General features: G+C 39.2%; 23 protein-coding genes and 1 pseudogene. 22 read left to right on the top strand and 2 right to left on the bottom strand.

The annotated features are described in order from the left end of the window. Positions 1 to 53: 53 nt before the first annotated feature. Entirely contained in the window at positions 54 to 638 is a 585-nt protein-coding gene (locus HMPREF1151_RS06480; RefSeq protein ID WP_009661474.1) for a DUF805 domain-containing protein, read from the bottom strand. Positions 639 to 726: 88 nt separating this feature from the next. Continuing rightward, positions 727 to 1,563 carry a pyridoxamine kinase gene (locus HMPREF1151_RS06475; RefSeq protein WP_009661442.1) on the bottom strand — a complete coding sequence of 279 codons (837 nt, stop codon included), beginning with the start codon at positions 1,561 to 1,563 and terminating at the stop codon, positions 727 to 729. A 249-nt stretch (positions 1,564 to 1,812) separates the two neighbouring features. Between HMPREF1151_RS06475 and HMPREF1151_RS06470 the strand changes: the two genes are divergently transcribed. The 22 genes and pseudogenes from HMPREF1151_RS06470 (at position 1,813) to ftsH (ending at position 21,603) form a co-directional block, all read left to right on the top strand. Then, positions 1,813 to 2,742 (top strand): ABC transporter permease, encoded by a 930-nt coding sequence (locus tag HMPREF1151_RS06470; RefSeq protein ID WP_005379805.1) that lies wholly within the window; start codon positions 1,813 to 1,815, stop codon positions 2,740 to 2,742. Further along, a complete protein-coding gene (locus HMPREF1151_RS06465; RefSeq protein WP_005379826.1) occupies positions 2,742 to 3,641 on the top strand; it encodes an ABC transporter permease in 900 nt (299 codons plus the stop codon). The genes HMPREF1151_RS06470 and HMPREF1151_RS06465 overlap by 1 nt, the downstream gene beginning before the upstream one ends. Beyond that, positions 3,638 to 4,621, top strand: coding sequence for an ABC transporter ATP-binding protein (locus HMPREF1151_RS06460; RefSeq protein WP_009661437.1), 984 nt, complete (start codon positions 3,638 to 3,640; stop codon positions 4,619 to 4,621). Before HMPREF1151_RS06465 ends, HMPREF1151_RS06460 begins: the two co-directional genes overlap by 4 nt. Beyond that, a complete protein-coding gene (locus HMPREF1151_RS06455; protein ID WP_009661490.1) occupies positions 4,621 to 5,568 on the top strand; it encodes an oligopeptide/dipeptide ABC transporter ATP-binding protein in 948 nt (315 codons plus the stop codon). Before HMPREF1151_RS06460 ends, HMPREF1151_RS06455 begins: the two co-directional genes overlap by 1 nt. Positions 5,569 to 5,579: 11 nt before the next feature. Next, on the top strand, positions 5,580 to 6,395 hold the full coding sequence (locus tag HMPREF1151_RS06450) for a serine hydrolase (protein WP_005376640.1): 816 nt from the start codon (positions 5,580 to 5,582) through the stop codon (positions 6,393 to 6,395). Then, positions 6,392 to 7,993: a peptide ABC transporter substrate-binding protein gene (locus tag HMPREF1151_RS06445; protein WP_009661496.1), complete on the top strand. Its 1,602-nt coding sequence runs from the start codon at positions 6,392 to 6,394 to the stop codon at positions 7,991 to 7,993. Before HMPREF1151_RS06450 ends, HMPREF1151_RS06445 begins: the two co-directional genes overlap by 4 nt. Before the next feature lie 117 nt (positions 7,994 to 8,110). Next, positions 8,111 to 9,049, top strand: a complete 939-nt coding sequence (locus tag HMPREF1151_RS06440) for an LD-carboxypeptidase (protein WP_009661461.1) — start codon at positions 8,111 to 8,113, stop codon at positions 9,047 to 9,049. Between the two features lie 38 nt (positions 9,050 to 9,087). Next, a complete protein-coding gene (locus HMPREF1151_RS06435) occupies positions 9,088 to 10,236 on the top strand; it encodes an amidohydrolase (RefSeq protein WP_009661421.1) in 1,149 nt (382 codons plus the stop codon). A gap of 100 nt (positions 10,237 to 10,336) precedes the next feature. After that, positions 10,337 to 11,893, top strand: a complete 1,557-nt coding sequence (locus tag HMPREF1151_RS06430) for an ABC-F family ATP-binding cassette domain-containing protein (RefSeq protein WP_005376611.1) — start codon at positions 10,337 to 10,339, stop codon at positions 11,891 to 11,893. An 8-nt stretch (positions 11,894 to 11,901) separates the two neighbouring features. After that, complete coding sequence (folE, locus tag HMPREF1151_RS06425) at positions 11,902 to 12,465, top strand: GTP cyclohydrolase I (protein ID WP_005379821.1); 564 nt, start codon at positions 11,902 to 11,904, stop codon at positions 12,463 to 12,465. Next, positions 12,458 to 13,291 carry a dihydropteroate synthase gene (gene folP / locus HMPREF1151_RS06420; RefSeq protein WP_005379818.1) on the top strand — a complete coding sequence of 278 codons (834 nt, stop codon included), beginning with the start codon at positions 12,458 to 12,460 and terminating at the stop codon, positions 13,289 to 13,291. The genes folE and folP overlap by 8 nt, the downstream gene beginning before the upstream one ends. 10 nt (positions 13,292 to 13,301) lie before the next feature. Beyond that, positions 13,302 to 13,664 carry a dihydroneopterin aldolase gene (gene folB / locus HMPREF1151_RS06415; protein ID WP_005379804.1) on the top strand — a complete coding sequence of 121 codons (363 nt, stop codon included), beginning with the start codon at positions 13,302 to 13,304 and terminating at the stop codon, positions 13,662 to 13,664. Next, complete coding sequence (gene folK / locus HMPREF1151_RS06410) at positions 13,664 to 14,134, top strand: 2-amino-4-hydroxy-6-hydroxymethyldihydropteridine diphosphokinase (RefSeq protein ID WP_009661444.1); 471 nt, start codon at positions 13,664 to 13,666, stop codon at positions 14,132 to 14,134. The genes folB and folK overlap by 1 nt, the downstream gene beginning before the upstream one ends. A 29-nt stretch (positions 14,135 to 14,163) precedes the next feature. Continuing rightward, positions 14,164 to 14,970, top strand: a complete 807-nt coding sequence (locus tag HMPREF1151_RS06405) for a hypothetical protein (protein WP_009661438.1) — start codon at positions 14,164 to 14,166, stop codon at positions 14,968 to 14,970. Beyond that, positions 14,964 to 15,062: pseudogene (locus HMPREF1151_RS09800) on the top strand (GlsB/YeaQ/YmgE family stress response membrane protein); the annotation flags it as partial. The gene HMPREF1151_RS06405 and the pseudogene HMPREF1151_RS09800, both read left to right, overlap by 7 nt. A gap of 88 nt (positions 15,063 to 15,150) precedes the next feature. Then, entirely contained in the window at positions 15,151 to 16,098 is a 948-nt protein-coding gene (locus tag HMPREF1151_RS06400; RefSeq protein ID WP_009661464.1) for an L-lactate dehydrogenase, read from the top strand. A gap of 124 nt (positions 16,099 to 16,222) precedes the next feature. Further along, positions 16,223 to 16,549, top strand: a complete 327-nt coding sequence (locus HMPREF1151_RS06395; RefSeq protein WP_009661481.1) for a septum formation initiator family protein — start codon at positions 16,223 to 16,225, stop codon at positions 16,547 to 16,549. A 57-nt stretch (positions 16,550 to 16,606) separates the two neighbouring features. Next, entirely contained in the window at positions 16,607 to 17,008 is a 402-nt protein-coding gene (locus HMPREF1151_RS06390; RefSeq protein ID WP_009661440.1) for a S1 domain-containing RNA-binding protein, read from the top strand. 95 nt (positions 17,009 to 17,103) lie between these two features. After that, a complete protein-coding gene (locus HMPREF1151_RS06385; RefSeq protein WP_009661476.1) occupies positions 17,104 to 18,006 on the top strand; it encodes a phosphatase in 903 nt (300 codons plus the stop codon). Between the two features lie 34 nt (positions 18,007 to 18,040). Further along, positions 18,041 to 19,003, top strand: a complete 963-nt coding sequence (gene tilS, locus HMPREF1151_RS06380; protein WP_038141421.1) for a tRNA lysidine(34) synthetase TilS — start codon at positions 18,041 to 18,043, stop codon at positions 19,001 to 19,003. A gap of 24 nt (positions 19,004 to 19,027) precedes the next feature. After that, positions 19,028 to 19,570, top strand: coding sequence for a hypoxanthine phosphoribosyltransferase (hpt, locus tag HMPREF1151_RS06375; protein ID WP_009661434.1), 543 nt, complete (start codon positions 19,028 to 19,030; stop codon positions 19,568 to 19,570). Positions 19,571 to 19,692: 122 nt separating this feature from the next. Then, the gene (ftsH, locus tag HMPREF1151_RS06370; protein ID WP_005376569.1) at positions 19,693 to 21,603 is read left to right on the top strand and encodes an ATP-dependent zinc metalloprotease FtsH; all 1,911 of its coding nucleotides are present in this window, start codon (positions 19,693 to 19,695) and stop codon (positions 21,601 to 21,603) included. Positions 21,604 to 21,844 lie beyond the last annotated feature (241 nt).

Below are 21,844 nucleotides of genomic sequence, written 5' to 3'. Positions count from 1 at the left end.
ATAACAAAAGGCTGAGCCTCCTGGCTCAGCCTTTTGTTGTTAGACTAGGTTTATTATCTTTTTTTACGTCGTTTTCGTACCTTTTTTCGAACCTCTTGTTCCTCTGGTGTCGGTGGTTCGGTAATTGGTTGTGATTGTGCTGGCTCTTGATTCATAAATGGAGGATAGCCATACTTATTTGGCTCTGGTTGACCAGGTAATACCCAAAATAGGAATCCAATTATCCACACGAATAAATCTAATAAATAATTTAGAGGTGTTACCGCTGAATAGGTATTGATGAAAATAATAATGGTAGCCCATAAAATACCAGCCCAACCATTAAATCCAATATCATGTATTCGTCTAGTGAATAATCCACAGGCTAGTGGAAATAACATGGCCTGTAATGCGCCTACAAAAATACGTGTAGCCCAATATGCAGGCAACGTTACGATGTAGTCGATTAAACGTTCCTCGATGATATCTACGATATAGAAGAGTATCATCAAAGCTATGAAGAGTATAATAAATTGTAGTCTGTTAAAGCGCCCCGAAAGGTTGAATATGGTATAGCCCTTACGTCGTCCCTGATATGCTATACCAAAACCTACTAAGCAGATTAGTACAGTTCGTAGAACTGGATATAATAAATCCATGAAGTCCCCTTTATAAAAATAAACATAACGTATATTTTCTATGTGTTTAAGTATATCATGAACAGGCTATTTGGACAATTTAAACGGATTATTTGGATAGATTAGTTAATTCTGGTAATACAAGTTCAAAGGCGATACCATGTTTCATGGATTTTACGTTATCTACAGTAGCTTGGATTGATTTTGTAGTAAAATTCATCGCCAGTTGAGCAGCTTCATGAACGGTAAAACCACGCATAATGGCACCAGATAAAACAGATGTAAAAATATCGCCAGTTCCAGTAGCTTTCACAGGAATAAGAGGAACAGAGTATGTTATTACCGTATCAGTTGAACCTTCGTATACGGCAATCGTTGCATCTGTGTCGGAAGGTACGCTAGTCATAATAACGAGTTCAGGTCCCAATTGGTGTAGTTTTTTACACATGTCGTGCAATTCAGCATTTGAAATGGAATCGGTAGAGAATGGTTTATCTAATAAAAAACAAGCTTCTGTGTAATTGGGTTTTACAATATGAGCTCTAGAAATAAGATGGCGCATAGCTTTTACCATATCTGGTGTATATATAGAATAGAGGCGTCCATCATCGGCCATGGCAGGGTCGACAATGATCATTTTATCCTTACCAAAGCGATTAATTGCTTCCTCTACGAGATGGATTTGCTCTGGTGAGGCTAAGAATCCACTGACGATGGCATTAAAATCAATTTCATTCTTTTCCCAACAATCCATAAATGCTGTTAAATGATCAGATAAATCAACGATTTCAAAATATGGATACTCTAAATGGTTACTCAATACAGCTGTTGCTAATGGTACTGCTTGGCACCCAAGAGCGCTGATGATTGGTAGCATAACCGTTAGAGAGCAACGTCCGATGGAACTCATATCTTGTATAGTTAGTATTCTTGGTACTGTAGTCATAGAGACCTCCTCAATATAGTATATATGTATTGTACTGTATTCGTTAAAACCTGTAAAACGAGTGGAATAATAGAAAGCCCCTGTAATGCATGATATAATATGAAGAATAGATGAGTTTTTAATAGATGTAGTTTAAAAGAAATAAATAAAAAATAAAATATTTATTACAATATTAAATCTATACCTTTAAATTTAGAGTCATAATATAGTATAATAATATAGAAATTTTATTGTATGGAGGAGAATAGAATGGCAAGGTATGTTTTACGGCGCATAGGTAGCGCACTTGTTATACTGTGGGTAATTATTAGTATTACCTTCGTTTTAATGCATGCTATACCTGGTGGACCTTTTACAAGTGAGAAAAAATTACCACCTCAAGTTAAAGCTAGCATAGAGGCGAAATATCATTTAGATGATCCTTTATGGAAGCAATATGCTGATTATATTGGTGGTGTTGTTACAGGGGATTTAGGGCCATCCTATAAATATGAAGGACGCTCTGTTAATGATATTATAGGTGAATCATTTCCTGTATCTGCGCAATTGGGCCTATTGGCTCTTTGTGTTGCTGTTGTAGGAGGTATTGCAGCAGGTGCTATTAGTGCCATGCGTCCTAATGGCATAATAGATTATGCTATTACATTTGTTTCCACATTAGGTATTTCTGTTCCTACCTTTATTATTGGTGCAGTTCTAGTATATGTGGTAGGTTTTGAGCTGGGTTGGTTGCCAGTAGCGATGTGGCGTGGTCCGTCGTATATGATTTTACCGGTACTTACATTGGCCGCACAGCCTATGGCATTTATTGCGCGATTAACTCGTAGTGGATTACTTGATGTGTATCAACAGGAATATATTCGTACAGCTCGAGCCAAAGGCCTTGGTGCATGGAACATCTTAATTCGTCATGCTTTAGGCAATGCTATTTTACCTGTTATTACCTACATTGGCCCATTAGCTGCTAGTTTGTTAACAGGTAGCTTTATTGTGGAAACAATTTTTGCCATTCCTGGTTTAGGTCAATATTTTGTAACATCTATTTATAATCGTGACTATACGGTTATTCTTGGTGTTACTGTGTTTTATAGTACTTTGATTGTAGTCTTGAATATTATTGTTGATATGATTTATCCGATTATCGACCCTCGGGTAACAACAGAGAAGGAGCGTGCGTAATGGATAGAAACGATTTTTTACCTATTGAACGCGATACGAATATTCGAGAATCCTCCTTTATAGTGCGTCCTAACTGGTGGCAACGATTTAAGTTAAATCGGTTGGCCGTAGTTGGTGCAGGCATTATAGCCGTTATGATTGTGTTGGCAATCATTGGCCCTATGATTTCGCCATATACTTATGCAGATCAATCCTTAGTAGATGCTAATCAAAGCCCTAGCTTAGCACATTGGTTTGGTACGGATACATTAGGCCGTGATATTTATACTCGCGTTATGTATGGTGCGCGTATTTCTTTAACCATTGGTATTGTAGCTGCCTTATTAAATCTTGTAATCGGCGTTATTTATGGCGGAATTGCAGGTTACTTTGGTGGTAAAACAGATAGAATTATGATGGCTATCGTCGATGTATTATACGGTATTCCATTATTGCTATACGTTATTTTGTTAATGGTTGTTATTGGTCCAGGTCTTACCTCCATCTTTATTGCATTGGGAATCGCGTATTGGCTCAATATGGCACGTATTGTACGCAGTCAAATTGTGAAAGTTCGTGAAGAGGAATATATTATTGCCGCAGAAACAATGGGAATTCCTAAATGGCGTATTCTATGGCGTCACATTTTGCCAAACTGTGTAGGTCCTATCATTATCACATTGACATTAGCGATTCCAGATGCCATCTTTACAGAAGCCTTTTTGAGCTTTATTGGTCTTGGTGTTAATGCACCGATGGCAAGTTGGGGTGTTTTGGCATCTGATGGGATTAGTAGTATGAGATCGTATCCATTCCAATTGATATTCCCTGCATTAGCAATTAGTGTTACTATGCTTGGGTTCGTATTCTTAGGGGATGGATTGCGCAATGTATTTGATCCAAAGGAAGGGGATAGATGATGAATGATATATTAGTAGATGTACGAAATCTATCCATTACCATCGATACATTTAGAGGCCCTTTGCGCATTATTCGCAATCAGGACATCATGCTTAGAAAAGGTGAAATTTTAGGCGTTGTTGGTGAATCCGGCTGCGGTAAATCGGTCATGGTTAATTCTTTGATGGGCCTACTACCGGAAGGTCGTACTAAAATAAAATCAGAAAAATTTGAAATTGATGGTGAAGATTGTCAAGACTATGTAGAAGAAGATTGGAATGAATTGCGTGGTACAACGGTGGCCATGGTATTTCAGGACCCTATGACCGCATTGAATCCGATATTGACAATTGGTGAGCAAATTTATGAGGTGATTCATCGGAGTAATGCCTACGGTGATGATTATGATGAAAAGGCGATAGCTCTCGATTTGTTGAAAAAAATGGGCCTATCTACACCAGAAAAGCGGTTAAACCAATATCCTCATGAATTGAGTGGCGGTATGCGTCAACGGGTATGTATTGCCATGGCTATAGCGGGCCGTCCTAAAATCTTAATCTGTGATGAACCGACAACTGCACTGGATACAACAACAGAGGCACAAATTTTACGCCTTATGCAGACCTTAGCTGTAGAAGCGGGAATAGGCATTATATTTATTTCCCATAATTTACGTGTTATTGCACAATTATGTGACCGCGTTATGGTTATGTATGCTGGTAAATGTGTTGAGTCTGCTACGGTAGAGGATTTGTTTAATGATCCACGTCATCCTTATACAATTGGTCTGTTAATGTCCTTGCCGCAGGGAAAATGGCATGGTGAATTAAAGGCCATTGAAGGACAACCGCCAGATTTGTATGAATTACCTCGTGGATGTGCCTTTAATCCGCGTTGTAAATGGGCGATGCGCATATGTGGAAAACGTATACCTATGATATCCAATGTTGGGAATAATCATGAGTATACATGTTGGTTAGCAAAGTTGGAGGGACTTTAATGGGATATATTTGGGAAACAGACAATCTCGTTAAAAATTTTACCCTTTCTGGCGGATTGTTTAGACCAAAACAAACGGTACATGCATTACAAGGTGTTAGTCTTTACCAAGAGGAAGGTGAAACACTAGGTATTGTTGGTGAGTCAGGATGTGGTAAATCTACGTTTGGGTATACCTTGATGGGCGTACATCAAGCCACATCAGGTTCTATTTATATGAATGGAATTGAAGTAAATCCATATATTCATAAAGATATAACGAGGGATATGATGCAAATGGTATTCCAAAATCCATATGCATCTCTTAATCCGAGATTAAAGATTAATACAATATTAGAAGAGCCATTAGAGTTAAACCCTAATTATACGCCTCGAGATCGTGTCATTCGTGTTAAAGAGGTGTTAGAACAGGTAGGTTTAGATATGTCTTTTGGTGAGCGATATGCTCATGAATTATCTGGTGGGCAACGACAACGAATTGGCATTGCTCGGGCACTTATTATGGAGCCTAAATGCATTATTCTTGATGAACCTATTTCGGCACTAGATGTGTCTATACAGGTTCAGATTATGACGTTGTTAGAGCGCTTACAAGCTTTACATGGCATTTCCTATCTCTTTATTTCACATGATTTGCCTATGGTTCGTTACATTAGCCATCGCATGGTGGTCATGTATTTAGGGGCTGTTATGGAAGAGGGGCCTGCTCTTGATATTTATGAGTTTCCTCAACATCCATATTCAAAGGCCCTTACGAAGATGGTTGGCGAAGTGGTTCCGCGGGCTCCAATTGGCGCTCCATTGAGAGGAGAACCGGCGAGTCCGTTGCATCCGCCTAAGGGGTGTTTGTTTAGTGATCGTTGTCCAGATGTTGAACGTAGATGTCTAGAAGAACGACCACCTCTCCGTGAATGGGCGGATAGAAGAATTGCATGTTGGCATATTTAATGGGGTAAATAATGGAACAGTTAATCGTAGGGAAATCCTTAGAAATGCAATTGGCAGCTTTGCTTGATACGTTGCCTTCAGATGCCACTGTATCCTATATGGTAACGCGTTTGAATGAAGGGGAGGAGGCTACCATAGTAGCTTCTTCTAAGGAAACGATTGTCCATACTGGTGCTAGTATGGTAAAAACGCTGATTTTGGAATATGTATTTCATCTAGCAGCACAAGAACAACTCGATCTTAACGATACGATTGCATTGAGTCGGAGTCCTCGTGTTGAAGGGGCTGGCGCCTTGATGGAATTGGTGGGTAATCATAGTTTTAGTTATTTAGAGCTATGTCGATTGATGATGGTACTCAGTGATAATTGGGCGACTAATCTATTGATACAAGCCTTGGGCATGGAAAATATTAATGCCAGAGCTGAACAACTAGGGCTTGAACATTTTGAAATCAATCGTATGATGATGGATTTTACAGCGGTAAAAGAAAACCGAGAAAATTATATTACTGCCATGGATATGGCTGTATTGTTACATCATATATATGAATTGCGTCATACCATATATGGCCATGAGATGTGGAATATTCTAGGGCGTCAACAGTTCAGAGATATATTGCCATTTCATTGGGGGGAGGATGTAATATTCCATCATAAAACGGGTTCGTTAGATTGTGTTGAACATGATGCGGGCATTATAGAAACGATGAATGGAGATTTTTGTTTTGTTTTATTAATGAGTCATTTATGTAATGATAAGGCAAAACAACTAGGAGCTCAGATGGGGCTCATTATGAAAGAATTTGTAGAGGATGCATTACCATGATGGATAAACGTAAATTGCTTAAGCTCGTGGTACTAGCCTTTGGCGTAAGTATATTGCTACTCGTCTTTGGGTATACTAACGGGCCTAAGATTGTTGATGAGCATACGATACGATATGTATTGGAACAAGAACCATCAACACTAGATCCGGCTAAGTCTAGTACATCACCTGAGGCGACCGTTCAATTACAGCTGTTTGATGGTTTGGTTCGTTTAGATGATAAAGGCGAGCCAGAGGCTGCCATAGCAAAGAGTTGGACTATGTCAGATGATGGTACAACATATACATTCCATTTGAGACCTAATCTGAAGTGGTCTAATGGAGAACCATTAACAGCTCATGATTTTGAGTATGCTTGGAAAAGAACCTTGGATCCGGATACAGGCGCTGATAACGCCTATATGTTATATGTGATTAAGAATGGCGAAGCTTTCAATAATGGCAAAGCCGATCGCAATGATGTTGGTGTAGAAGCAATTGATGACGATACATTAGTTGTTACCTTAGAACATCCAACAGCATATTTCTTAAAATTATTGGCCTCTCATGGCTATTATCCGGTGAATAAAAAAACTGTAGAAAATAATGAAAATTGGGGCAATAATGCGGAAACAATTGTTTCTAATGGGCCTTATAAATTGTTGAGTTGGCAACATAATGGAGAGCTCAATTTTGTCAAAAATGAAAACTATTGGGATGCTGATGAAGTTGTAACAAAAACGATGAATTGGCCGATTAGTGAATCTCAAAGTACACGCCTTACTCTCGTTGAAGGTGGCGAAGCGGACATGATGGTAGAACCTCCTGTAGCAGATCAACAACGGTTAGAAGAAGCTGGTTTATTGCACATAGGCCCTATGCTTGGTAACTATTATTACCTATTTAATGTGAAAGCAGAACCTTTTACCAATCCTGATGTACGTAAAGCCTTTTCCATGGTTATTAATCGTAAGGAAATTGTAAAGAACATCGTAAAAGGTGGTAAGGAAGAAGCGTATGCATTTGTTCCATATGGTATGCTTGAAAGCAATGGAACTGATGATTTCCGTGAAGCCGGTAGTTATCTTGTATATGAAGATGTAGAGCAAGCTAAGGAATTGATAAAAGAGGCTGGCTATGATAAAAATCATCCATTGCCACCAATTACGATTTTGTATAATACGAGTGAAATGCATAAAGCGATAGCAGAAGCTATTCAAGCAACATGGCATAAAGCATTTGGCGCTGATGTACGATTGCAGAATCAAGAAACTAAGGTGTTCCTTGCCAATCGCGAGGCTGGCAAATATCAAGTGGCTCGTGCATCCTGGGTTGCTGACTATGGGGACCCACAAAACTTCTTAGAAGTTTTCTCTGCTGAAGATAATGACAGCCAGTATCATAGTGAAGAATATAATGAGCTTATCGCTCGTATTCGTAGCACCCCAGATAGTGCAGAACGTGATGCATTGATGCATAAAGCAGAACGCATGATTTTTGATGAGTCCTTAGTGATGCCGTTGTACTTTACGACACAACCATATGTATCTAATGGAACTATTCAAAACTATTTCTGGACGGTACTTGGTCAAGTAGACTTTAAAAAAGCATATAAATAAGATACACTAAAGACGTACAAATTGTACGTCTTTTTTGTATCTTACGGTTTATGTATGGTCATTTATAGTTACTATTAGTACATGACCTTGTAAACAATGCTATATATGTGAGGAATTATGGAGTGGAAGTATCCAAGGTGTTTAAAAAAAGGTATGACTATTGGGTGTATAGCACCTGCAAGCAGTAGTGATGAGTCTTTAGACGCGATACAACAAATATGCGAGGAACATGGTTATCAGATTATATTTGGTGAATCTTGTTATCGCACCGGCTTGTATGGGGGCAGCCCAGAGGAGCAGGCAAAAGAGTTTGAGTGGATGATGACTACTGCCCCATGTGATGCGGTATTAGCGTTGCGCGGCGGGTATGGTACGATGCGCTATGTTGATCGCCTTGACTACACCGCTATACGTGAATACGGAAAGCCATTTATTGGCTATAGTGATTGTACAGCATTACACATGTCTATCAATCGATATAGTCGTCTTGTTACGTATCATGGGCCAATGGGCGTGGATTTTACTAAATCACGACATGAGGATATACACCATTTATTTGAGGCATTAGAAGGTAAACTTCGTGTTATTGAGCCTTTACCTGAGCCACCTCGAGGGGCTATTGGTACAGAACTAGGGGACGGCATATTGCGCGGTGGCAATATGACTATGCTTTCCATGCTGTGTGGCACACCTTATTTCTTAGAGGATGATAGTATAGAGGATACGATTTTATTTATAGAGGATGTAGGTGAAGCACCATATAAACTAGATCGTATGTTACAACAATGGAGATTATCCGGCTTGTTAAGTCGGATAAAGGGTATGATGATTGGAACCTTTACCGATTGCGAAGGGGATGAGGATGAATCTGATTACGACATAGGTTATGAAGCTCTTCGATATATGGAAGAAAATAGAGCGGTATATCTAACCGATCCCTTTGTATGCTATGTGCCAACGGGACATGGTACACCGCATCAGACATTGCCATTAGGTGGGCATGTTCATTTTCGATATATTTCTAATACAATCGTATTATCGCCGTATACAAAGTAACATATATTATTAGTTATAAGGCATATGAGGATACATCCATGAATTTAAAAGAACGGGAAGCGCAAGCTTGTGCCATAATCGATGGCATACAAGATGAGCTGAAATCGATTTCGTTATTTTTACATAACAATCCTGAATTAGGTCAACAGGAGGTACGTGCTGTACACACCATTAGTCGGTATATGGAGCAACATGGCTTTGATACGACTGTAGGGCTAACGACATGCCCCGAATTGCGTACCGCTATGCGAAGTGATATAGGGATAGATTGTTTACATAAAATGGCATTTTTAGGCGAATATGATGCGCTGCCTGAATTAGGTCATGGGTGTGGGCATAACTTAATCGCCATCATGAGCATGGGTGCCGCTATAGCGTTTAGTCAAACCGCTCGCGATACATGGGGAACGACATTTTTTGGCTGCCCAGCCGAGGAGACCATTGGTGGCAAGGTGTTTATGGCTAATGAAGGGCTTTTTAAAGGCTATGATGGGGCTCTCATCATTCATCCAGGCGGAGGGAATGAGGTGGGCGGTACCTCGCTAGCTACCCATCCTTTAGAGGTAACCTTTCATGGACGGTCATGTCATATTGCATCTTTGACTGACTCTGGAATTAATGCGTTAGATTGTGCTGTCGATTTATATCAATCTATTAAAATGATGAAACAAGATATCTTTCCAAAAGGGGCTATCGTAGGTGCCATATTTACTCAGGCTGGTACTGCACCTAATGTGGTAACCGATAAGGCTACATTACGAATGACAGTACGTGGCGCTACTGTATCTGATTTAGAAGATATTATTTTACCAGCTATTAAAGCAGAGGCTAATCGCATTGCTACAAGCTATGGTGCTACCGTAGATATGCATCACTATGAACCTTTATTTAAGGATATGAGGCAAGATGAACGTTTAGTATCCTTGTTTGATGAGGTGATGACTGAGTTTGGTGAAAGCCCACGGAAATTACCACCCGATGAGGCTGATGGCAGTACCGATGTAGGAAATGTATCCTATGAAGTGCCTACGGCGCAGCCTACTTTGAATATAGGGAATCAGTTAGAAGCACATACTCCTGAGTTTGCTTGTGCTGCAGGGTCTCCTTATGGATTGGACCAAGCTATTAAAGGTGCTAAGATTATGGCCGTTGTTGCCTTGCGTTATGCGGAATCATTAGAAGTGTAAATTTTGACATATCTAGTGTAATCAAGGTACAATAAATATATTAATTAGTGTGAACTAAGCCGTCTTATTTAGACGGCTTTTATTCCGATGGAGATAGATAATGAGTGTATTAACAGTATCCCATGTGACTCATGGCTTTGGAGCACGACAAATATTAGATGATGCATCGTTCCGACTGTTAAAGGGAGAACATGTAGGTTTAATAGGTGCTAATGGGGAAGGTAAATCTACCTTCTTAAACATCATTACCGGCAAACTACCACCAGATGAAGGCAAAATAGAGTGGTCTAATCAAGTAACGGTAGGTTACTTGGACCAGCATGCAGTACTTGAAAAGGGCATGACAATTCGCGATGTATTACAACGTGCCTTTGATGATTTGTATGTTATGGAGTCAAAGATCAATGATGCATACAATAAAATGGGTGATGTATCAGAAGATGAAATGAACCGTCTCTTAGAACAAGTCGGTGAATGGCAAGAAATCTTAGAACAACGTGGGTTCTACGAGATTGATGCGGTCATTGAACGAACTGCACAAGGTTTAGGGCTTATGGATATTGGTTTAGAGCGTGATGTATCTGAACTAAGTGGCGGTCAACGTACGAAAGTTTTGTTGACGAAACTATTATTAGAAAAGCCGACCATATTGCTGTTAGACGAACCAACAAACTATTTAGATGTAGAACATATTCATTGGTTGCAAAACTATTTGCAAAATTACGAGAATGCATTCATTCTAATCTCTCATGATATGGAATTCTTAAACTCCGTAGTCAATGTCATCTATCATATTGAGCAAGCTGTCCTTACTCGATATACGGGGGATTATCATCAGTTCCAAGCTGCTTATGAAGTTCAAAAGGCACAAGCGCGTAAGGCTTATGAACGACAACAACAAGAAATTGAGCGTATGGAGGATTTCATTCAACGCAATAAGGCACGTGTGGCTACGCGCGGTATGGCAAATTCCCGTGCTAAACGGTTAGAAAAAATGGAAATCCTTGAAAAACCGAAGGAATATATCAAACCATCCTTTGGCTTTAAAGAAGGTCGTACACCTAGTCGTTTTATTGTTGAAGCCTTTGGCCTTGAGATTGGTTATGACGAACCGCTCACAAGACCTGTAGACTTTCAAATTGAACGAAACAAAAAAATCGCTATCCGCGGTGTCAATGGTTTAGGTAAGACCACATTATTAAAGACCATTTTAGGACTGTTAAAACCTGTCAGCGGTGAATTGGTGAAGGGTGATTTCCTCGAAGTAGGTTATTTTGCTCAAGAGGATGCACCATCTAATTCAGAAACTGCGTTAGACTATATTTGGAATGAATATCCGGCTATGACGAATGCCGAAGTTCGTGCAGCACTAGCGCGATGCGGATTGACGAACGAACACATTACATCTCAAATGCGTGTCCTATCCGGTGGAGAAAATGCAAAGGTGCGACTCTGCAAATTGATGCAGAAGAAATATAATGTTCTTGTTCTTGATGAACCGACAAATCATTTGGATATCTATGCTAAGGACGAATTGGCACGGGCATTGCGTGAATTTAAGGGAACCATTGTTCTCGTTAGTCATGAACCGGAATTCTATGAAGGTTGGGTTACCGATATTTGGAATATAGAGGATTGGACAACGAAGATCGTTTAGGAGGGCCTATGAATCAACTTGCGAAAGAAGGTATAGAACAGTTTTTACGTGCTCTATCCGTTGATACAAAGGCGCCAGAGTTAGAAAAAACACCGACCCGTGTAACAGAATTATATGAAGAGCTGTTTTCTGGTGTCGGAAAGGAGACAAAGGAACTCTGGGGGGAACTGTTTTCTACGGACTACAATGGCTTGGTAGCCGTTACAGACATTCCATTTTATTCAATGTGTGAACACCATCTATTGCCATTTTTTGGTACAGTAGATGTGATATATCAACCACATAGTGGTTGTGTAGCTGGCTTAAGTAAGTTTAATGATGTAATTACGGTGTTAAGTAGAAAGCCACAATTACAGGAACGCTTGACTCGAGAAATCGCTGATGCTATAGAACGTGATTTATCAGCAGAAGGTGTTTTTGTACGTCTTAAAGCAACACAATTATGTATGTTGATGAAGGGGACTTTGCAACAAGGCTCGCAAGTTGTTACTATAGAAAGTAGAGGCCTATTAAGGGAGGCTGGCTCTTTGCGAGATGAAGCATTGGCTATGTTAGGAGGCACAAATGTATAAACGTAGACAATATACTTGGAGTGATGGAAAATCATTACGCTTATTTGACCATACATTAATTATGGGAATCTTAAATGGCACACCAGATTCTTTTTCTGATGGCGGATTGCATAATACACCAGAAGCAGCAGTTACATGGACTAAACAAATGATTCAAGATGGGGCTGATGTCATCGATTTAGGTGTTGAATCTACACGCCCTGGATGCACTCCATTGAGTGCGGATGAAGAAATTGAACGCCTTAGCGTATTACTGGATCCTGTATTAGAAGCATCTTCTGTTCCTGTTTCCATTGATACATACCATGCAAAAACTGCAGATTATGCATTCTCTAAAGGGGCGCATATTCTAAATGATATATGGGGATTGCATTATGATCCTGATATGGCAGCTGTAGCAGCAAAATATCGAGTGCCAGTTATCATTATGCATAATAGCAATGATACAAATTATGATGACATCATTGAAGATATGAAAGCCTACTTTTTCTCGGCTGTTGATAAAGCGTTAAAAGAAGGTGTACAACCACAAAATATTTGGCTCGACCCAGGTATTGGATTTGGCAAAACCGAGGAACAAAACATTGAGGTATTACAACGTTTAGGCGAAATTACAGCTTATGAATATCCGGTGTTATTGGCACCTAGTCGAAAACGCTTTATAGGTTCAATGCTCGGTGGTTTACCTCCAGAAGAACGCGATGAAGGGACTGTTGCTGCTTGTATTACAGGGGTATTCCAAGGGATTGATATGGTTCGCGTGCATAATGTATTGATGCATAAACGAGCACTAGCTGTAGCAGACGGATTGTTGCGGGGCGAATAAGGAGTTTACTATGGATAAAATCATATTAAAGAATATGGCTTTTTATGGGTATCATGGTAATTTAGATTCTGAAAAATCACAAGGTCAACGATTCTACGTAGATGTTGAAATCAAGACTGATTTAACAAAACCAGGTCAAACAGATGTGTTAGAGGATTCTATCAACTATGTTGAGGTTTACGACATGGTAGCTTCCATTATGACTGGTGAAAGTTGTAATCTCTTAGAACATATAGGAGCATTGATTGCCGATACATTGTATCAACACTTTCAGGGTATTATCGGCCTTAGTGTAGCCGTACGAAAACCATCTGTGCCGATAGCTGGTGTATTAGATTATGTAGAAGTTGTAACGACTCGAGGTCAAATTTAATGTATACATACTATATTAGTGTAGGTTCTAATATAGGAAATCGCCGTCAGTTTATTATGGGCGCATATGATTCGCTTTCAATACATCCTCAAGTTCATAGGATTACTAGTTCCTCCGTTATGGAGACAGAACCTTGGGGCTATACAGAACAAGATGTGTTTTTAAACGCTGTTTGGCGTGTATCTAGCTCATTAGAACCTCACGATTTACTCGATGTCTTACAGTCATTAGAGTGTGAGGCTCAACGTAAGAGGGATATTCATTGGGGACCAAGAACACTTGATTTGGATATTGTATATGCCCTATCGGATGATGGTGTGTGTATGTATATCAATGATGCTCGATTAGTGATTCCTCATCCCTATTTTTGGGATAGACTATTTGTTTTGGATCCCTTGCTGGAGCTAGATAAAGAGTTTACATATAATGGGGAATCCATAGGTGATAGGATTCAAACACTAAAGAAATAATATGAGATGTGTATTCATAAGGGGTTAAAATGAATGCAAAACGACTGGGCTTTATCATTGTTGCCATTCTTTTAATGGGATTGTCTTATTGGGCTATGTCCATGGTTAATGATGATGTAAAGTCTGTGAAAGTTGATCCAGAACAGCATACATTAATGGTTACATCAAATGATGCTATTATATCGAAGCGACTGTTGGCGATGAAGCAAATCGGTGATAATGTATATTTTTTAGGCTATGAAGGTTATGGTATTTATAATGTAAGGGATAATACCATTCGCCTTAATGCAGTTCAATTTAAGGGAACACATATTGATCCGGGACAACTAAAAAACTATCAAAAGGGCGTGCGCCATGTTGAGAATATAAGTAGTTTTCGGGATTTTACGTCTGAAGAACAGCAACACTTTATGGATATGCTAAATGCTACGGATAAGGGGGCTCATTATATAGAGCCTTATTATCAATCCGGTTATGAATCATCTCTCATCGATTTGGATACATCGTTTTTTATCACGAATAATGTAAAGTCACTTAAACAAAGAGATGCTAAAATATATATATTGGATGGTTCAGGATTTATCATTATTGATCAATCGAAACAAGAAATTCAGGGATATTTTAATACTCGTATTCTGGGAGAAGGAACGAAAGGGATTCCAGATAGCTTGAAAGGCTATTATGGTTCTCAATTTATACGAATCTATGCATTAAATAAAATAGATCCAGATGATTTGACTATTTTATGGAATATGCGTAAACAATATGTAGAGAAAAATAAAATTGATGTACAAGGCGAGAATTTATTTCCTTTAGAATTATCTGACGTACATTAGCTCAAAGTCTTGCGGGTATGGCCTTAATTCCATCCATTGTAGGTGCAGTTATCGTTATTGCTGTAGTGAGTTTCTTTTTTGGAAGGGACTAACAATATATTTAAAAAAGGACTATTATAGTAAGTGGCTATAATAGTCCTTTCAATTATTTATAAACCAAATGGTATTGAGGAGGCCCTTATGAAATTACGTAAAGTAGGTATTATCGGAACTGGACATGTAGGCTCGCATGTAGCCTTTTCTTTAGCTTTGCAGGGCGAAGTTGATGAGTTATATATGATGGATATTGATGAAAAGAAAGCTAAAGCACAGGCTATGGATGTTAATGATGCGGTTAGTTATATCCCTCATCGTGTAACGGCTACATCTGGTCCTATTGAAGAATGTGGTGATTGTGATATTCTCGTTTTTAGTGCAGGTCCACTACCTAATTTATATCAAGATCGCCTAGAAAGCCTTGGCGATACAATCGCAGTACTAAAGGATGTTATTCCTCGCATTAAAGCATCTGGATTTAAGGGCTTTATTATTTCTATATCTAATCCAGCAGATGTAGTGGCTACGTATTTATGTAAACATTTAGATTGGAATCCAAAGCGCATTATTTCGTCAGGTACAGCGCTAGATTCTGCAAGATTGCAAAAAGAGTTAGCTCATATATTCGATATTAGCAATCGAACTATTACTGCTTATTGCATGGGTGAGCATGGCGCAAGTGCTATGGTGCCATGGTCCCATGTGTATGTACAAGGCAAGCCGTTAGTAGAATTGCAAAAAGAATTGCCTCATAGATTTCCAGAACTAGATCATAAACAAGTGTTAGATGATGTTAAAATTGGTGGATATCATGTGTTGGCAGGCAAAGGCTCTACGGAATTTGGTATAGCAAGTGCCACCACAGAGTTAATTCGCTCTGTATTCCATGATGAGAAAAAAGTATTGCCATGTTCTTGTTATTTAGATGGTCAATATGGGGAAACAGGCGTTTTTGCATCTACACCGGCTGTCATTGGTAAGGATGGCATAGAAGATGTGCTTGAATTACAATTGACAGAGGATGAATTGGCCTTGTTTAAGAAATCTTGTGCGGTTATTAGAGAATATGCCAAAAAGGCAGAAACTATGTGATACGCGTTAAATTTGTATTAAAATAAATCTACTTTTATACATTTTTCTACCTATAATTTTCTAGGGGTTCTGTGGTATAATTTGTTATTATGTATATAGTTAATACTGTTTTTGGGGGCTCTGCATGAAACAATCTGAACATCGTGAAAAACCGATAAAGCGTAGACGGGTGCAACGAAATCGACGCGCTGAAGACCGTAAGATTGTCCTTATGTGGGTGAAACGTATTGCAGTTGCAGTAATGGTTATGCTTTTACTTGGACAAGCATATCGATTAGTAGCTATATATCAAGAAAAACAACATATTGAACAACAATTGCAAGAATTGCAACAAAGAAATGATGAATTAGAACAAGAAAAAGCAAAGCTACAAGACCCTAAGAATATTGAAAATGTAGCACGTGAGCAATTAGGCCTCGTTAAACCAGGTGAAGTGCCATATGTAAAATAATCTTGTCATCATTGGTATAGTTTTAGTTTATATTTTGAGGTTTTATTAGGAGGTTGCATGGCAATCGAAGTTGGTAGCGTTTTAAACGGTACAGTTTCCGGTATTACAAAGTTTGGTGCTTTTATCGATTTAGGTGATAAACAAACAGGTTTAGTTCATATTTCAGAAGTAGCTCATGGCTATGTAGAGAATATTAACGATGTACTAAAAGTACAAGATGCAGTGAAGGTAAAGGTCTTATCTGTAGATGGTAGTAAAATTGGTCTTTCCATTCGTCAAACTCAAGAAAAACCACAAGTAGAGGAACGCCGTCCAGAGCGCCGTGCACAAAGTCGGCAAAGTGCAGAGTCTTTTGAGGCAAAGATGAAATCATTCTTGCGTGATAGCAACGAGCGATTACATGATTTAAAACGCAATACAGAAGGTAAACGTGGTGGCCGTGGCGGTCGTCGCGATTAAAATAAAGAGATGGTTTCGGCCATCTCTTTGTGCATATACTTTAAAATTGCAATTATAGTGGGTAATTAATAGAGGGATAATAAGGAGGGGCGACTATGAAAGCTGCTATTATCGATGTAGGTTCTAATTCTATTCGATTATTACTAGGAACTTATACAGATGGTCAATGGCATAACGAACCAAAGCGGTTATGGACAACGCGATTAGGCAAACGAAATGAAGATGGATCGTTAACGACAGAATCGATGGATGCATCTTATAAAGCGTTTTCTGAAATAGCCACTCTAGCGAAAGATTATGGCGTAGACCATTGTCTTGCATTTGCAACGAGTGCCGTTCGAGAAGCATCAAATGGCATTGCGTTTATGGAGCAAGCCATGACATATTGCTTCATGACGTATCGTATCTTAAGTGGTGATGAAGAAGCAGTTTATGGATTTAGAGGTGCTTTACAAGATCGTTTAGCCGACGGATTACATTATGCAACCATTGATATTGGCGGTGGTAGTACTGAGTTGGCGCTCGGTTCTAAAGATAGCATCTATTGGAGTCGCTCCTATCCGGTTGGTGCGGTACGCCTTAGACCTCTTTCGGATGAAGGCCCTCAACGAGTATGGGAAGAAACACGGTTTTTATGGGACCCCATGATGATAGAAGGTACGTTCGGTGATTTCATTGGTATCGGAGGCACTATTACAACCTTAGCGGCTATTGATTTAAAAATGACAGAATATGATGGCCATAAAATTCAAGGTCATAAGCTTTCTAGAGAATGTATAGAAGGCATTATCTTACAATTGCGCTATATGAGCCGTGATGAGCGTTTACATGTACCAGGACTACAGCCTGGGCGTGCAGATATTATTGTAAGTGGTGCAGAAATACTAACATCATTTATGGATGCTTATGAGGTGCCTCATATTTTTGTAAGTGAACAAGATGGTATGGAAGCATTACAACAAGAATTGATTACAAGTTATGATGAGACAGCACAGTAAATCGACTCCTAAACAAATCAAACAACTCCATAGAATGGTTAATAAGACCTTAAAAGATTTTAGTTTATTTCCTCATGAGGCACGAATCTTAGTTGCTTGTTCAGGGGGCCCAGATTCTATGGTCTTATTAAATGTTTTGCAATATGTAAAGGTACATAGAAAAGCACGGTGGACTATTGGCGTTACTACTATGGATCATTCTATTCGCAGAGAAAGCCTAAGTGAATTGCAAATGGTTGCATCCTATTGCAATAAGAACAATTTGCCATTTTGGGGTGTTAAAAAGGATATTCCCACTATAGCCGGGGAGCGAAAGGAGTCGTTAGAGACTGTTGGTCGATACGAGCGCTATAAGTGGTTCAATGAATTAGCTGAGCGTGAACATTATGATTATATTGTCACTGCTCATCATAAGGATGATCAAGGGGAAACCATTTTAGCACACATATTGCGCGGGTCTGGTATCAAAGGTATTACCGGCATGTCTGTGATAAGTCATGATTACACTGTTCCTATAGTTAGACCTCTATTGGCGGTTACAAAAGATGAAATACTAGAATATGCTCGTTTACAGGATATTGAATATTGCGTGGATGCATCTAATGAAGATGTGAAATATAATAGAAACCGCATTCGTCATGAGGTAATTCCTACGTTACAAACAATTAATCCCAATGTAGTAGATGCCTTATGTAGATTGGGTGATATTGCTCAAGTTGATGAGGCGTATCTTAATGGTGAAAGCCAGCGCTTGTTTATACAATTAGTACAATCTGTAGATAATGGATTTCAGGTATCCAGGCGTCGTATGCGGGCACTACCGCTCGCTATGCAGCGACGATTGTGGCAATTGATGATACCCAGTGTTTCATTATCCCTAGCGCATCAAGAACAATTGGCCCATATCATACGTACGGGGGAAGCTAAAACTTTCACCATACAAAAAGTTACAATTAACGCGCAATGTGATACAATACTTGTATATTGCAAACATTAGATATAGATCCGGGAGGTCTTATATATGCATCAAGATGTAAAAGAAATTTTATATTCTCAAGAACAATTAGCAACTCGCATTCGTGAGTTAGGTGCTGAGATTAGCAAAGATTATGCTAATGAATCTGTTGTATTAGTCGGCGTTTTGAAAGGCGCTATAGTTTTCTATACCGATTTAGCTCGCACCATCGATGATTCAGTAGATGTATCATTCGATTTTATTTCTTGCTCTAGTTACGGCGATGGTACAACAAGTACTGGTGTGGTCCGTATTTTAAAAGATTTAGATCGTTCCGTAGAAGGTAAAAATGTACTCGTTGTAGAAGATATTGTAGATACGGGCACAACCCTTCACTATTTATTGGATAATTTGAAGGCTCGTGGCGCTAAGAGTGTTCGACTTGTTGCCCTTCTTAATAAACCAGAACGCCGTAAAATGGATGTAGATGTCGATTATGTAGGCTTTACAGTTCCAGATTATTTTGTTGTTGGTTATGGCCTTGATTATGCTGAACAATATCGTCAATTACCATATATTGGTATTTTGAAAGAATCTGTTTACCAATAAGGGTGTAATATATTTATAACTAAAATAATGGCGAGTATTTGTTCGCCTTATATGGTATAATATAATAATGCATATCATTATGCATTATTAGGTTATACATTACATGTGAAAGGAGTAATTTTTTGAGTCAATTTAGTAAAAAACTCGTCCTTTACTTACTTATCATTGCAATTGCCGTTTTCGCTATAGATTCCCTTGCAGGGCAGAATACTAATAAGGCCGAAATGAGTTATACCGGTTTTGTTCAACAGGTACAACAAAAAAAGGTTGAATCTGTAACGATTACAAATGACCATGGAATCAAAGGAAAACTAAAAAATGGTACAGATTTTGTGTCCTATGCTCCATCTGATGATACGTTGATCAAAACGTTGACAGATAATGGTGTTGAGATTACTGCTGCACCACCTGAACAACCTTCTTGGTGGGTTAGTTTATTAGGCTCCGCGATTCCTATTATCATCCTTGTGGTTGTGTTCTTCTTTATTATGCAACAAACCCAAGGTGGTGGCGGTCGCGTAATGAACTTTGGCAAAAGTCGTGCTAAGATGATGGGCGATGGTAATGTAAAGGTTAAATTTAGCGATGTAGCTGGTGCCGAAGAGGCAAAACAAGAATTGACAGAGGTTGTTGAATTCTTGAAGGACCCAGGTAAATTTACAAGTATTGGTGCAACCATTCCGAAAGGTGTCTTGTTAGCAGGACCTCCAGGCACAGGTAAAACCTTATTAGCTAAGGCTGTAGCCGGTGAAGCCGGTGTTCCATTCTTTACCATTTCCGGTTCCGATTTCGTAGAAATGTTTGTCGGTGTCGGTGCATCTCGTGTGCGTGATTTATTTGGCCAAGCGAAGAAAAATGCGCCTTGTATCATTTTTATCGATGAAATTGATGCGGTAGGTCGTCAACGTGGTGCTGGTCTTGGTGGCGGTCACGATGAACGTGAACAAACGCTAAACCAATTACTCGTTGAAATGGATGGCTTTGGTGCCAATGAAGGCATCATTACCCTTGCAGCGACTAACCGACCAGATATCTTGGACCCTGCATTATTGCGTCCAGGTCGCTTTGATAGACAAGTTGTTGTTGGACGTCCAGATCTTCATGGTCGTGAAGCAATCCTTAAGGTTCATGCACGTAATAAACCATTAGCAGATGATGTAGACTTAAAAACGATTGCTAAAAAGACACCTGGCTTTACTGGTGCTGATTTGAGCAATTTGTTAAACGAAGCTGCATTGTTAGCTGCGCGCTTAAACAAAAAGGTTATTACCATGGCTGAATTGGAAGAAGCCAGTGAAAAGGTTAGCATGGGTCCTGAACGCCGCAGTCACATTGTGAGCGAAAAGGATCGCAAATTGACCGCTTATCATGAATCTGGTCATGCCATCGTGGCTCATTTATTGCCACATGCAAACCCTGTTCATAAAGTAACGATTATTCCACGCGGTTATGCTGGTGGTTATACAATGATGTTACCTAAAGAGGAACATGATTATAAGACTAAAGCACAACTATTGGCGGACATACGCGTAGCACTTGGTGGTCGTATTGCAGAGGCTCTTGTACTTGGCGATATCAGTACGGGCGCATCTGGCGATTTACAAAGTGTAACGAATACGGCACGTTCTATGGTTACTCGTTGGGGGATGAGCGATACGTTGGGACCAATTGTATTTGGTGAACAACAAGAGCAAGTATTCCTCGGCAAAAATATTGGTCATGAACGCAACTATAGTGAAGAAGTTGCAAGTAAGATCGATGTTGAAATTCATCATATTGTAGATGAAGCATATCGCGATGTAGAACAACTCTTAACAGATAACATGGATTTCTTACACAATATGGCAAAGGCTTTATTAGAAGAAGAAACTATTGATGCTAAGGCTGTTGAAAATCTTCATAAATATGGTACTACTAAGGCTCCTGATGAAACAGAAACACCTATAGTAAGTCCTGTGGACGAAGTGATTTCTATGCCTAATGCTACTAAAGAATCTAAGACGAGCTCTACAGAATCTGATGTACAATCTTAATACATAACTAAGGGGCTGTAACAAAACAGCCCCTTAAATTTAAAAAGCTATTAGTTGGTTATATGAAATCAACTAGTAGCTTTTGGTATTTCTAAGCAAAAAGGGCCCCGAAGGCCCCTTTTAGTATGTAATAAATGGGCTCTAAAAAAATAGAACAGACGTGTACTAATTTAGGAAAGGTATGTATGGTGCTTCTAAAAAATAGAACAGGCCTGTTCTATTTTAAAATAGGTATGTATAT

Source organism: Veillonella sp. ACP1 (assembly GCF_000286635.1).
GTDB classification, from domain to species: domain Bacteria; phylum Bacillota; class Negativicutes; order Veillonellales; family Veillonellaceae; genus Veillonella; species Veillonella atypica.
The sequence above is the reverse complement of the archived record's forward strand: the minus strand, read 5'-3'. Positions and strand labels throughout refer to the sequence as shown.